The organism is Bacillus sp. JAS24-2, from assembly GCF_008274905.1.
Classification (GTDB): Bacteria; Bacillota; Bacilli; order Bacillales; family Bacillaceae_G; genus Bacillus_A; species Bacillus_A cereus.
The window spans coordinates 106,491-120,822 of the sequence record NZ_CP031068.1; the positions used below are offsets into that span (position 1 = coordinate 106,491).

The following is a 14,332-nucleotide window of genomic DNA, read 5'->3' on the forward strand; positions in this document are numbered from 1 at the left end:
ATGATTGATGCAAAGCAATTAAACAGCTTGGCGTTAGCGTATATGGGTGATGCGGTATATGAACAATATATCCGCTATCACCTCCTTCAAAAAGGAAAAGTTCGCCCTAATCAATTACATCGCTTAGGGACGAGCTTTGTTTCAGCAAAAGCACAGGCGAAAGTTGTTTATCATTTATTAGAGACGGCATTTTTGACAGAGGAAGAAGAGGCGGTATTAAGAAGAGGGCGTAATGCAAATTCAGGTACAGTTCCGAAAAATACGGATGTACAAACATATCGACATAGTACAGCCTTTGAAGCACTAATTGGTTATCATCATTTATTAAATAATCGTGAAAGATTAGACGAAATTGTATATAAGGCAATTGCAGTTTTAGAAGAAAAGGAAGGGGGCACATCATCATGACTAGTGAATATATTATCGGACGTAACCCTGTAATTGAAGCGTTAAGATCAGGGAGAGATATTAATAAAATTTGGATCGCAGAAGGTGCTGCCAAAGGACAAGTACAAATTGTACTAGCGTTAGCGAAAGAAAATAAGATTATTTTACAACATGCACCAAAGAAAAAGTTAGATCAATTAGTTGAGGGTAATCATCAAGGTGTAATTGCTCAAGTAGCTGCATATCAGTATGCAGAGTTAGAAGATTTATTCAAAGTGGCAGAAAAACGTAATGAAGATCCGTTCTTCTTGATTTTAGATGAGATTGAAGATCCGCATAACCTAGGTTCTATTATGCGTACTGCTGATGCAACAGGAGCTCATGGAATTATTATTCCGAAGAGAAGAGCTGTGGGACTTACCGCATCAGTTGCGAAAGCATCAACAGGAGCGATTGAATACATTCCTGTTGCGCGCGTAACAAACTTATCTCGTACAATTGATGAATTAAAAGAGCGTGGACTTTGGATTGCTGGTACAGATGCCAAAGGGAAAACGGATTACCGTAATTTAGATGGTACAATGCCGATTGGATTAGTAATTGGTAGTGAAGGAAAAGGTATGAGTCGTATTATTGGTGAAAAGTGTGATTTCTTAATCACTCTACCGATGGTTGGTAAAGTTACATCCTTAAATGCTTCAGTAGCCGCAAGTTTGTTAATGTATGAGGTATATCGTAAACGTCACGAAATTGGTAAATAAAAAATGAACGATATTTTAATCGTTGACGGCTACAACATTATCGGAGCTTGGGGAGATTTGAAGAAACTGCGGGATGTAGATTTACAATCATCAAGAGATGCGCTTATTGATAAGATGGCGGATTATCAAGGTTATACAGGCACAAAAGTGATGATAGTCTTTGATGCCTATACAGTCCATGGTATTGAAAAAAAGATGAAACAATCTCGTGTAGAAGTAATATTCACACGAAAGAATCAAACTGCAGACGAAAAGATAGAGCAACTTGCGATAGAGCTTAGAAATATAAATACACAAATATATGTTGCGACTTCTGATTATACAGAACAATGGGTTATATTTGCGCAAGGTGCCCTTCGAAAATCTGCGCGTGAATTAGAGTTGGAAGTACAAGCAATGGAACAACAAGTAAGAAGGCGTACAAAAGACGCGAAAGAACAGCAGCCCGCCATGCGAAAGATATTTAGTAAGGATATTACAGAAAAATTAGAAAAATTAAGAAGAGGAGAGCGTTGAAGCATTGACGCTCTTTATCTTTTTACTGTATAATATTGCTAAATAAATAGCGGTCGGAGGGATCAAGGTGGAAGCAGGCTTCGTAAGTATAGGCGACGTTACATTTCGTGATTTAGAGGATGAGGCAATCGTTGAGTTAGTTCGAAAAGGTAATACTGACGCTCTAGAATATTTAATTCACAAGTATAAGAACTTTGTTCGTGCGAAATCAAGATCTTACTTTTTAGTGGGTGCCGATCGAGAAGACATTGTTCAAGAAGGTATGATAGGGTTGTTTAAAGCAATTCGTGATTATAAAGAGGACAAGCTGTCTTCATTCAAAGCATTTGCTGAACTATGTATCACTCGACAAATTATTACCGCTATTAAAACGGCAACAAGACAAAAACATATTCCTTTAAATTCGTATGTGTCTTTAGATAAGCCGATTTACGATGAGGAATCTGATCGAACGTTATTGGATGTTATTTCTGAAGCGAAGGTGACTGATCCTGAAGAGATGATCATTAGCCAGGAAGAATATACAGACATAGAATCAAAAATATCTGAATTATTAAGCGATTTAGAAAGAAAAGTGCTTTCTTTATATTTAGATGGTCGTTCTTATCAAGAGATTTCAGAACAGTTAAACAGGCATGTGAAATCTATTGATAACGCTTTACAAAGAGTAAAGAGGAAATTGGAACGATATATGGAAATGAGAGAAAGTACAACTTTAAATTCATAAGAAGTAACAAGTGCTGCAGGTGTAAAATAAATCACCTGTTTTCTTTTGTAGAGAGTACAAAATGCATGTCATTGACATTGTCTTTTATTGTATGATACATTTTTAGGGACATAATGTTACAAGGTTGGTGTAACTAATGAGGAAAAAAGTTGTACTCTCATGTGAAGAGTGTAAAAATCGAAACTACTCTACTATGAAAGATACGAGCTCAATAGAGCGACTTGAAATAAAAAAGTTTTGTAAAACATGCAATCAGCATACAGTTCACAAGGAAACAAAATAAATAATTGAAATAATACACTGGAGGTCCCGCAGATGCGTTTAACGAACTTTTTCGGCGATGTAGGTCGCGAAATGAAAAAAGTAAGTTGGCCTAAAAAAGATGAATTACTCCGCTCAACAGCGACTGTTGTTGCTACAGTTGTGTTCTTTGCGATTTTCTTCGCAGTAGTTGATATGGGCATTTCTTCTTTAATTCGGTTAATTCTTGGTTAATTCTTGAATAAGAAGCACTTATCCATGATATAATGTTATTTATAAGAACTGTGTAAAAGCCCGGTGAACGGGTTTTTTCATTTGCGCAAAAAAATGTACGTCAGGGAGGGAAGGACGCTCGTCCTAAATGAATGGAAAAAAGTTGGTATGTTGTCCATACTTATTCTGGATATGAAAATAAAGTAAAAGCAAACCTAGAGAAACGTGTAGAATCAATGGGTATGCAAGATAAAATTTTCCGTGTTGTTGTCCCGGAAGAAGTAGAAGTAGAAATGAAAAACGGAAAAGAAAAATTAATGAAAAGAAAAGTGTTCCCAGGTTATGTATTAGTAGAATTAATCATGACTGATGACTCTTGGTATGTTGTACGTAACACGCCGGGTGTAACTGGGTTCGTTGGTTCTTCTGGTTCTGGATCTAAACCATCACCTCTATTAGAAGAGGAAGTTGTTACCATTATGAAACATATGGGAATGGACAACGAAGTGGTTGATTTCGACTTTGAACTTCATGAGACAGTACGTGTAAATGAGGGGCCATTCGCAGATTATACAGGTGCTATTGAAGAAATTGATGTGGAGAAGAAAAAGGTTAGCGTGCTTGTGGACATGTTTGGTCGCGAGACTCCAGTTGAACTTGACTTCCATCAAATTGAAAAATTATAAAATGAAACTTGAAATGAATTGTAAAAAGTGATAATATCTTTTAAGTCAGTACGTCTTCGTTATCGGAGACGTTTTTTGAAAGATTTTATCCTTACAGATAAAATATGACGTGGGAGGGCAAATCACTGTCCAATTGACCACATCACGGACTTAAGGAGGTGTGTCTCGTGGCTAAAAAGGTAATTAAAATGGTAAAGCTTCAAATTCCTGCAGGTAAAGCTAACCCAGCTCCACCAGTTGGTCCAGCATTAGGACAAGCAGGTGTTAACATCATGGGCTTCTGTAAAGAGTTTAACGCTCGTACAGCAGATCAAGCTGGTCTTATCATCCCTGTTGAAATTACGGTATTTGAGGACCGTTCATTCACTTTCATTACTAAAACTCCTCCTGCTGCTGTTCTTCTTAAGAAAGTAGCTGGTATTGAGTCTGGTTCTGGTGAACCAAACCGTAATAAAGTGGCAACTGTTAAGCGTGATAAAGTACGCGAAATCGCTGAAACTAAAATGCCTGACCTAAACGCTGCTAGCGTAGAAGCTGCAATGCGTATGGTTGAAGGTACTGCACGCAGTATGGGCATCGTTATCGAAGACTAATTCGATTTGTTTTTAAAAAAGGTTGCGGGTCTGGAATTCCAATTCGCAACCTTTATTATCGTAAATGATTATCGTTTTTAAATAAATGGATGGCGCTCATCCTCAGGTTATACCTGAAAACAGGCGTAAACGTGGGAGGTTATTCCGCTAAAACCACATTCGAGGAGGAAATAAAAATGGCTAAAAGAGGTAAAAAGTACGTAGAAGCTGCAAAGCTTGTTGATCGTGCAGCTGCTTACTCTGCAACAGAAGCAGTAGAATTAGTAAAGAAAACAAACACAGCTAAATTTGATGCAACTGTAGAAGCTGCATTCCGTTTAGGTGTTGACCCTAAGAAAGCTGACCAACAAATCCGTGGTGCAGTTGTTCTTCCACACGGTACTGGTAAAGTACAACGTGTATTAGTATTTGCTAAAGGTGAAAAAGCTAAAGAAGCTGAAGCTGCTGGAGCTGACTTCGTAGGCGATACTGATTACATCGGTAAAATCCAACAAGGTTGGTTCGATTTCGATGTAGTAGTAGCAACTCCTGACATGATGGGTGAAGTTGGTAAACTTGGTCGCGTATTAGGACCTAAAGGTTTAATGCCAAACCCTAAAACTGGAACAGTTACTTTCGATGTAACTAAAGCTGTTAACGAAATCAAAGCTGGTAAAGTTGAATACCGCGTTGATAAAGCTGGTAACATCCACGTTCCAATCGGTAAAGTATCTTTCGAAGATGCTAAATTAGTAGAAAACTTCAAAACAATTGCTGACACTTTACAAAAAGTTAAGCCAGCTGCTGCAAAAGGTACTTACATGAAGAACGTAACAGTTGCTTCTACAATGGGACCTGGCGTACGTGTAGACGTTTCTACATTAGCGTAAATTTTGGAAGTTGACTTCATAAAGAAGTTTTAATATAATCATTTATGTTGTGAATTTAATTAGTGTACCGTAGACAGTAGGTGTCAATAGACTTAATTTCCTACCTAGGTGTTAATATACGAAGCGGAATCTTTTTTCTGTGACTATATGCCTCCATGTCTACAAGTTGGGCATGGAGGTTTTTAGTGCACTTTCGGTACATCTTCTATATAATCTACAGGAGGTGTAATAACATGAGCAAAGTAATCGAAACTAAACAACAAGTTGTAACTGAAATCGCGGACAAACTTCGCGCTAGTAAATCTACAATCGTTGTTGACTACCGTGGTTTAACAGTTTCTGAAGCAACAGAATTACGTAAGCAATTACGTGAAGCTGGCGTTGAGTTCAAAGTTTACAAAAACTCTCTAACTCGTCGTGCTGCAGAATCTGCTGAAATGGCTGAGTTAAATGAATTCTTAACAGGACCAAACGCAATCGCGTTCAGTAACGAGGATGTAGTTGCTCCTGCGAAAGTATTAAACGACTTCGCTAAAGATCATGAAGCTTTAGAAATTAAAGCGGGCGTAATCGAAGGTAAACTTGTAACACTTGATGAGGTTAAAGCAATCGCTACTCTTCCATCACGTGAAGGCTTACTTTCTATGCTTCTTAGCGTTCTTCAAGCTCCAATCCGTAACCTTGCACTTGCTACTAAAGCAGTTGCAGACCAAAAGGAAGAGCAAGGCGCTTAATTTTTTAAAAGATAATTACGTATTATCGATAAAACAATACAAACCTATTTAAGGGAGGATATTTACAATGACTAAAGAACAAATCATTGAAGCAGTTAAATCTATGACTGTATTAGAACTTAACGACTTAGTAAAAGCTATCGAGGAAGAATTCGGCGTAACTGCTGCTGCTCCTGTAGCTGTTGCTGGTGGCGCTGGAGAAGCTGCTGCTGAGAAAACTGAATTTGATGTGGAACTAACTAGCGCTGGTGCACAAAAAATCAAAGTTATCAAAGTTGTTCGTGAAATCACTGGTCTTGGCTTAAAAGAAGCTAAAGAATTAGTTGACAACACTCCAAAAGTAATCAAAGAAGCTGCTGCTAAAGAAGAAGCTGAAGAAATCAAAGCTAAACTTGAAGAAGTTGGCGCTGCTGTAGAAGTTAAGTAATTAACTTTTGATGCTTTAAAAAAAGCTCGCTCTCATGCGAGCTTTTTTTTTAACTGTAAAGAAAAGAGGTGGCCATATGGCAGACCATTATTTTTCTAACGACCCTTCTAGTAAAAGTGATCGTAAGCGATGGGAGTTTGCCCTTCGTGGATCTCGATTCACTTTCTTATCTGACCATGGGGTGTTCTCGAAAAACGAAGTGGACTTTGGTTCCCGTCTTTTAATTGAAGCGTTTCAAATGCCAGATATTAAAGGTGATATATTAGACGTAGGTTGCGGATACGGTCCTATTGGTTTGTCGTTAGCGAAAGAGTTTCAAGGTCGTGAAGTTCACATGGTGGATGTGAACGAGAGGGCACTTGGGCTTGCGAAAGAAAACGCCGCTAATAACAAAATCGAGAATATACGTATTTTTCAAAGTAGCGTCTATGAAAATGTAGATGGTAAGTATGCTGCTATTCTATCTAACCCTCCAATTCGTGCGGGTAAAGATATCGTACATGAGATTTTAGAAAAAGCTGTGGAGTATTTAGTTCCAGATGGAGAGCTTTGGATTGTTATTCAAAAGAAACAAGGTGCACCGTCTGCGCTAAAAAAACTAGAAGAAGTATTTTCTGAAGTTGAGGTTGTAGAAAAGAAAAAAGGATATTATATCATAAAATCAAAAAAACGTTGACGGTTATTTTTGGCTATGTTAACATTATACAATGCCAATATATGATTTTCTGCGTTGAGAAAGATGTATATTTTTGTTTCTCTTGGAAAAGATAGTAAAATCAGCAGATTATGAAACAGAATGATGGTTTTCTTATAGAAGCCATTTTTCTTTTTTGAGCAGGTAGAAAGACTCAACGTATTTATCTTTAAGAGAAAGAGACTACGCTAATAGCAGTAGTTGTATTTATTTGTGATTTTGCACAAATTTTTTTGTGCATTTATAATACTCATGATTTGAGGGGTGAAGCAGTTGACAGGTCAACTAGTTCAATACGGACGCCACCGCCAACGAAGAAGTTATGCCCGTATTAGTGAAGTATTAGAGTTACCAAATCTTATCGAAATTCAAACCTCTTCTTATCAGTGGTTTCTTGATGAGGGTTTGCGAGAAATGTTCCAAGACATTTCTCCGATTGAAGACTTTACGGGAAATCTATCGCTTGAATTTATCGACTACAGCTTAGGTGAACCTAAATACTCTGTAGACGAATGCAAAGAGCGTGATGTGACGTATGCAGCACCACTTCGTGTAAAAGTGCGTCTAATCAACAAGGAAACTGGTGAAGTAAAAGAACAAGATGTGTTCATGGGAGATTTCCCACTCATGACAGAGACTGGAACATTCGTAATTAACGGTGCAGAACGTGTTATCGTTTCCCAGTTAGTTCGCTCTCCAAGCGTATACTATAGTGGCAAAGTGGATAAAAACGGAAAACGTGGTTTTACTGCTACTGTAATTCCAAACCGCGGAGCTTGGTTAGAGTATGAGACAGATGCTAAGGATGTTGTATATGTGCGTATTGACCGTACGCGTAAACTTCCTGTAACTGTTTTGTTACGCGCATTAGGGTTTGGCTCTGATCAAGAAATCACCGAGCTTTTAGGTGATAACGAATACTTAAGCAACACATTAGAAAAAGACAACACAGATAGCACAGAAAAAGCATTGCTTGAAATTTATGAGCGTCTACGTCCTGGTGAACCACCAACAGTAGAAAATGCTAAGAGCTTACTTGTGTCTCGTTTCTTCGATCCAAAGCGCTACGATTTAGCAAATGTAGGTCGCTATAAGATCAACAAGAAGTTACACATTAAAAACAGATTGTTTAATCAACGTTTAGCTGAAACATTAGTGGATCCAGAAACTGGTGAAATTTTAGCGGCAGAAGGAACAATCTTAGATCGTCGTACACTTGATCGCATTTTACCTTACTTAGAGAAAAACATTGGATTCAAAACAGCGAAACCAATGGGTGGAGTGGTAGAAGGCGATGTTGAGCTGCAATCTATTAAGATTTATGCTCCTGAGTCGGAAGGCGAACGCGTAATTAATGTAATTGGTAATGCAAACATTACTCGTGATGTGAAACACATCACACCAGGTGATATCCTTGCTTCTATCAGTTACTTCTTCAACCTACTATACAAAGTAGGGGATACAGATGATATTGACCATTTAGGAAACCGTCGTCTGCGTTCTGTTGGAGAACTATTACAAAATCAATTCCGTATCGGTCTTTCTCGTATGGAACGTGTTGTTCGTGAGAGAATGTCGATCCAAGATACAAATGCGATTACACCACAGGCACTAATTAATATTCGTCCTGTTATTGCATCTATTAAAGAGTTCTTCGGAAGTTCTCAGTTATCTCAGTTTATGGACCAAACAAACCCATTAGCAGAGTTAACTCACAAACGAAGACTATCTGCATTAGGACCTGGTGGTTTAACGCGTGAGCGCGCAGGCTTTGAAGTGCGTGACGTTCATTACTCTCACTACGGTCGTATGTGTCCGATTGAAACACCAGAGGGACCAAACATCGGTTTGATTAACTCATTATCTTCGTTCGCGAAAGTAAATGAGTTTGGTTTCATTGAAACACCATACCGTCGTGTTGACCCAGAAACTGGTCTTGTAACAGGGCATGTTGATTACTTAACAGCAGATGAAGAAGATAATTATGTTGTAGCCCAAGCGAATATGAAATTATCTGACGAAGGTGAATTCCTAAGTGAAGATATCGTAGCTCGTTTCCGTGGTGAAAACATTGTCACAAATAGAGAACGCATCGACTACATGGATGTATCTCCAAAACAAGTAGTGTCGGCAGCGACAGCTTGTATTCCGTTCTTAGAAAACGATGACTCTAACCGCGCACTTATGGGAGCGAACATGCAACGTCAGGCGGTTCCGTTAATGAATCCGGAATCTCCGATTGTAGGTACAGGTATGGAGTACGTATCAGCAAAAGACTCAGGTGCTGCAGTAATCTGTAAACATCCTGGTGTTGTTGAGCGCGTAGAAGCACGTGAAGTTTGGGTACGTCGCTATGTAGAAGTTGACGGTCAAACAGTAAAAGGCGACTTAGATCGCTACAAAATGCAAAAATTCATTCGTTCTAACCAAGGAACTTGTTACAACCAACGTCCAATCGTAAGTGTTGGAAATGAAGTTGTAAAAGGTGAAATCCTTGCGGATGGTCCTTCTATGGAATTAGGTGAACTAGCACTTGGACGTAACGTGCTTGTTGGCTTCATGACTTGGGACGGTTATAACTACGAGGATGCGATCATCATGAGTGAGCGCCTTGTAAAAGATGATGTGTACACTTCTATTCATATTGAAGAATATGAATCAGAAGCTCGTGATACGAAGCTTGGACCAGAAGAAATTACACGTGACATTCCAAACGTTGGGGAAGACGCATTACGTAACCTTGACGAGCGCGGTATCATTCGCGTTGGTGCTGAAGTAAAAGATGGAGATTTACTTGTTGGTAAAGTAACACCTAAAGGTGTAACAGAATTAACAGCTGAAGAACGTCTATTACATGCTATCTTTGGAGAAAAAGCGCGTGAAGTACGTGATACATCACTACGTGTACCACACGGTGGTGGCGGTATTATCTTAGACGTAAAAGTATTCAACCGTGAAGATGGCGATGAATTGCCACCAGGCGTGAATCAACTTGTACGTGCATATATCGTTCAAAAACGTAAAATTTCTGAAGGTGACAAGATGGCCGGACGTCACGGTAACAAAGGTGTTATTTCTCGTATTTTACCAGAAGAAGATATGCCTTACTTACCAGACGGTACGCCAATCGATATCATGTTAAACCCATTAGGGGTACCATCTCGTATGAATATCGGTCAGGTATTAGAGCTTCATCTTGGTATGGCAGCAAGATACCTTGGCATTCACATTGCAACACCAGTATTCGATGGTGCTCGTGAGGAAGATGTTTGGGGCACAATTGAAGAAGCTGGTATGGCAAATGACGCGAAAACAATCCTCTATGACGGACGTACTGGTGAACCATTCGATAACCGCGTATCTGTTGGTGTCATGTATATGATCAAACTTGCGCACATGGTTGACGATAAACTTCATGCTCGTTCTACTGGACCATACTCACTTGTAACGCAGCAACCTCTTGGAGGTAAAGCTCAGTTCGGTGGACAGCGTTTCGGTGAGATGGAGGTTTGGGCACTTGAAGCTTACGGTGCTGCTTATACTCTTCAAGAAATCTTAACAGTGAAGTCTGATGATGTTGTTGGACGTGTTAAGACTTATGAAGCAATTGTTAAAGGCGAAAATGTTCCAGAACCAGGCGTTCCTGAATCATTCAAAGTATTGATTAAAGAGCTGCAAAGTTTAGGTATGGACGTTAAAATGATGTCTAGCGACGATACAGAAATTGAAATGCGTGATACAGAAGATGACGATGATCATCAATCAGCAGATAAATTGAATGTCGAAGTTGAGACAACTAAGGAATAATTGGGATAACCTGTAGACTAAAAGGGAGGTAGGCCCCTTGATAGATGTAAATAACTTTGAATATATGAAGATTGGACTTGCTTCACCTGACAAGATTCGTTCTTGGTCATACGGTGAAGTTAAGAAACCAGAAACTATTAACTATCGTACGTTAAAGCCTGAAAAAGATGGCTTGTTCTGTGAGCGTATTTTCGGACCACAAAAGGACTGGGAATGTCATTGCGGAAAATACAAACGTGTACGTTATAAAGGTGTAGTTTGTGATCGATGTGGCGTTGAAGTAACGCGTGCAAAAGTACGTCGTGAACGTATGGGTCATATCGAATTAGCTGCTCCTGTATCTCATATTTGGTATTTCAAAGGTATCCCGAGCCGCATGGGACTTGTCTTAGACATGTCCCCTCGCGCGCTTGAAGAAGTAATTTATTTCGCTTCTTATGTTGTAACAGAAAGTGGAGATACACCACTTGATAAGAAGCAATTACTTTCTGAAAAAGAATACCGTGCATATCGTGATCGATATGGTAGCACATTCCAAGCTGCTATGGGTGCAGAAGCAATTAAAAAGCTACTACAAGACATCGATTTAGATAAAGAAGTAGACTTCTTAAAAGAAGAATTAAAAACAGCACAAGGACAACGCCGTACTCGTGCTATTAAACGTCTAGAAGTATTAGAAGCATTCCGTAACTCTGGAAATGAACCGTCTTGGATGATCTTAGATGTTCTACCAGTAATTCCACCAGAACTACGCCCAATGGTACAGCTAGACGGTGGACGTTTTGCTACTTCTGACTTAAACGACTTATACCGTCGTGTAATTAACCGTAACAATCGTTTAAAACGTCTATTGGACTTAGGTGCACCAAGCATCATCGTTCAAAACGAAAAACGTATGTTACAAGAAGCTGTAGACGCATTAATCGATAATGGTCGTCGTGGCCGTCCAGTTACTGGACCAGGTAACCGTCCATTAAAATCACTATCTCACATGCTTAAAGGTAAACAAGGACGTTTCCGTCAAAACTTATTAGGTAAACGTGTTGACTACTCTGGTCGTTCTGTAATCGTTGTAGGACCGAACTTAAAGATGTATCAATGTGGATTACCAAAAGAAATGGCGCTTGAACTGTTCAAACCTTTCGTAATGAAAGAGTTAGTTGAAAAAGGATTAGCACATAACATTAAGAGTGCGAAACGTAAAATCGAGCGTGTACAACCTGAAGTTTGGGACGTTTTAGAGTCTGTGATTAAAGAACATCCAGTACTTCTAAACCGCGCACCAACACTTCACCGTCTTGGTATCCAGGCGTTTGAACCTACATTAGTAGAAGGTCGCGCAATCCGTCTTCACCCACTTGTATGTACTGCATACAACGCGGACTTTGACGGTGACCAAATGGCCGTTCACGTACCTTTATCATCAGAAGCTCAAGCTGAAGCTCGTCTTCTTATGTTAGCGGCACAAAACATCTTGAACCCGAAAGACGGTAAACCAGTTGTTACTCCATCTCAGGATATGGTATTAGGTAACTATTACTTAACACTTGAGCGTGAAGGTGCAATCGGTGAAGGTATGGTCTTCAAAGATGCAAACGAAGCATTGCTTGCATATCAAAATGGATATGTTCATCTTCATACACGTGTTGCAGTAGCTGCAAGTGCAGTAAACAACGCAACATTTACTGAAGAGCAAAAGAGTATGCTTCTATTAACAACAGTTGGTAAATTAATATTTAACGAAATCTTACCAGAGTCGTTCCCTTATATTAATGAACCAACAAATTCAAACCTTGAAAAAGAAACACCAGCGAAATATTTCGTTGAAAAAGGTGCGAACATTAAAGAAATTATTGCTAGTCGCGAAGAAGTGGCGCCATTTAGCAAGAAAATCCTTGGTAACATCATTGCGGAAGTATTCAAACGTTTCCAAATTACAGAAACGTCTCGCATGCTTGACCGTATGAAAAACTTAGGATTCAAGTACTCTACAAAAGCTGGTATTACAGTTGGGGTATCTGACATTCTTGTATTAGGCGAAAAAGATGAAATTCTCCACGAAGCACAAGCAAAAGTAGATAATGTAATTAAACAATTCCGTCGCGGTTTAATCACGGAAGAAGAACGTTACGATCGCGTTATCTCTATTTGGAGTAATGCAAAAGATGTTATCCAAGGAAAACTGATGAAATCCTTGAATAAACGCAACCCAATCTTCATGATGAGTGACTCAGGTGCCCGTGGTAACGCATCTAACTTTACTCAGCTTGCTGGTATGCGTGGTCTTATGGCCAATCCATCTGGTCGTATCATCGAACTTCCAATCAAATCGAGTTTCCGTGAAGGTTTAACAGTACTTGAGTACTTCATCTCTACGCACGGTGCGCGTAAAGGTCTTGCTGATACAGCACTTAAAACTGCCGATTCTGGTTACTTAACACGTCGTCTTGTTGACGTTGCACAAGATGTAATCGTTCGTGAAGATGATTGTGGAACAGATCGCGGTTTATTAATCGGTGCGATTAAAGAGGGTAATGAAGTTATCGAGTCATTATATGATCGTCTTGTTGGACGTTTTGCAAGAAAAACTGTAAAACATCCTGAAACAGGTGAAGTATTAGTTGCTGAAAATCAATTAATTACTGAAGATATCGCTCATATCGTTGAAAATTCGGGTGTTGAAACTGTAAACATTCGTTCAGCGTTTACGTGTAACACTCGCCACGGTGTATGTAAGAAGTGTTACGGTCGTAACTTAGCAACTGGAACAGACGTAGAAGTAGGAGAAGCGGTAGGTATTATCGCAGCTCAATCTATCGGTGAGCCAGGTACACAGTTAACGATGCGTACATTCCATACAGGTGGGGTTGCCGGAGATGATATCACTCAAGGTTTACCTCGTATCCAAGAGATCTTCGAAGCTCGTAATCCGAAAGGTCAGGCAGTTATCAGTGAAATCGACGGTGTTATCGCAGCGATCAACGACGTTAAAGATCGCCAAGAAGTAGTTGTACAGGGTGAAGTTGAAGCTCGTACGTATGCTATTCCTTACGGTGCTCGTCTGAAAGTAACTCCAGGACAGCCAATTAGCCACGGTAAAGAGTTAACAGAAGGTTCTATTGATCCGAAAGAATTACTAAAAGTAACGGACATTACGGCGGTTCAAGAATACTTATTACGTGAAGTTCAAAAAGTATACCGTATGCAAGGGGTAGAAATTGGTGACAAACACGTAGAAGTAATGGTACGTCAAATGTTACGTAAAGTTCGTGTAAGTGATGCAGGTGAAACAGATGTATTACCAGGAACATTACTAGATATCCATCAGTTCACTGATGCGAATGCTAAGGTCTTACTGCAAGGTAAGCAACCAGCAACAGCTAGACCTGTTCTACTTGGTATTACAAAAGCTTCACTTGAAACAGATTCATTCTTATCTGCAGCATCGTTCCAAGAAACAACTCGTGTCTTAACTGATGCAGCAATTAAGGGTAAACGCGATGAACTTCTAGGATTAAAAGAAAATGTTATTATCGGTAAACTTGTTCCTGCTGGAACAGGTATGAATCGTTATCGCAAAGTGGATCTTGTAAAAACAACACAAGATGACATGAATGTAGAAAACGATGAGGTTTATGTGGAACAGTAAAATTTTCC

14 protein-coding genes and 1 other annotated feature are annotated in these 14,332 nt (G+C 39.4%); all 14 genes read left to right on the forward strand.

The features are described 5' to 3' along the window. The 14 genes from DN407_RS00575 to rpoC all read left to right on the forward strand — a co-directional run bounded on the left by DN407_RS00575 (position 1) and on the right by rpoC (position 14,324). Positions 1-408 carry a Mini-ribonuclease 3 gene (locus DN407_RS00575; RefSeq protein WP_000564261.1) on the forward strand — a complete coding sequence of 136 codons (408 nt, stop codon included), beginning with the start codon at positions 1-3 and terminating at the stop codon, positions 406-408. Further along, entirely contained in the window at positions 405-1,148 is a 744-nt protein-coding gene (gene rlmB / locus DN407_RS00580; RefSeq protein ID WP_000200237.1) for a 23S rRNA (guanosine(2251)-2'-O)-methyltransferase RlmB, read from the forward strand. The genes DN407_RS00575 and rlmB overlap by 4 nt, the downstream gene beginning before the upstream one ends. A 3-nt stretch (positions 1,149-1,151) precedes the next feature. Then, positions 1,152-1,664: an NYN domain-containing protein gene (locus tag DN407_RS00585; protein ID WP_000997880.1), complete on the forward strand. Its 513-nt coding sequence runs from the start codon at positions 1,152-1,154 to the stop codon at positions 1,662-1,664. Positions 1,665-1,731: 67 nt separating this feature from the next. After that, positions 1,732-2,391, forward strand: coding sequence for an RNA polymerase factor sigma-70 (locus DN407_RS00590; RefSeq protein ID WP_000387193.1), 660 nt, complete (start codon positions 1,732-1,734; stop codon positions 2,389-2,391). Positions 2,392-2,527: 136 nt separating this feature from the next. Further along, positions 2,528-2,674 carry a 50S ribosomal protein L33 gene (rpmG, locus tag DN407_RS00595; RefSeq protein WP_014481927.1) on the forward strand — a complete coding sequence of 49 codons (147 nt, stop codon included), beginning with the start codon at positions 2,528-2,530 and terminating at the stop codon, positions 2,672-2,674. Between the two features lie 32 nt (positions 2,675-2,706). Next, the gene (gene secE, locus DN407_RS00600) at positions 2,707-2,886 is read left to right on the forward strand and encodes a preprotein translocase subunit SecE (protein ID WP_001241323.1); all 180 of its coding nucleotides are present in this window, start codon (positions 2,707-2,709) and stop codon (positions 2,884-2,886) included. Between the two features lie 131 nt (positions 2,887-3,017). Next, positions 3,018-3,551, forward strand: a complete 534-nt coding sequence (nusG, locus tag DN407_RS00605; RefSeq protein WP_000415794.1) for a transcription termination/antitermination protein NusG — start codon at positions 3,018-3,020, stop codon at positions 3,549-3,551. Between the two features lie 167 nt (positions 3,552-3,718). Continuing rightward, the gene (rplK, locus tag DN407_RS00610) at positions 3,719-4,144 is read left to right on the forward strand and encodes a 50S ribosomal protein L11 (RefSeq protein WP_001085872.1); all 426 of its coding nucleotides are present in this window, start codon (positions 3,719-3,721) and stop codon (positions 4,142-4,144) included. Between the two features lie 176 nt (positions 4,145-4,320). Next, a complete protein-coding gene (gene rplA / locus DN407_RS00615; protein WP_001987630.1) occupies positions 4,321-5,013 on the forward strand; it encodes a 50S ribosomal protein L1 in 693 nt (230 codons plus the stop codon). Positions 5,014-5,062: 49 nt separating this feature from the next. Continuing rightward, positions 5,063-5,207, forward strand: a sequence feature (ribosomal protein L10 leader region). A gap of 39 nt (positions 5,208-5,246) precedes the next feature. Continuing rightward, positions 5,247-5,747 carry a 50S ribosomal protein L10 gene (gene rplJ / locus DN407_RS00620; RefSeq protein ID WP_000048716.1) on the forward strand — a complete coding sequence of 167 codons (501 nt, stop codon included), beginning with the start codon at positions 5,247-5,249 and terminating at the stop codon, positions 5,745-5,747. 67 nt (positions 5,748-5,814) lie between these two features. Further along, positions 5,815-6,174: a 50S ribosomal protein L7/L12 gene (gene rplL, locus DN407_RS00625; protein WP_000159736.1), complete on the forward strand. Its 360-nt coding sequence runs from the start codon at positions 5,815-5,817 to the stop codon at positions 6,172-6,174. 76 nt (positions 6,175-6,250) lie between these two features. Next, positions 6,251-6,850, forward strand: coding sequence for a class I SAM-dependent methyltransferase (locus DN407_RS00630; RefSeq protein WP_000763262.1), 600 nt, complete (start codon positions 6,251-6,253; stop codon positions 6,848-6,850). 291 nt (positions 6,851-7,141) lie between these two features. Further along, positions 7,142-10,675 (forward strand): DNA-directed RNA polymerase subunit beta, encoded by a 3,534-nt coding sequence (rpoB, locus tag DN407_RS00635; RefSeq protein WP_000147553.1) that lies wholly within the window; start codon positions 7,142-7,144, stop codon positions 10,673-10,675. 37 nt (positions 10,676-10,712) lie between these two features. Further along, positions 10,713-14,324, forward strand: a complete 3,612-nt coding sequence (rpoC, locus tag DN407_RS00640; protein ID WP_000567939.1) for a DNA-directed RNA polymerase subunit beta' — start codon at positions 10,713-10,715, stop codon at positions 14,322-14,324. The last annotated feature ends 8 nt before the right edge of the window (positions 14,325-14,332 follow it).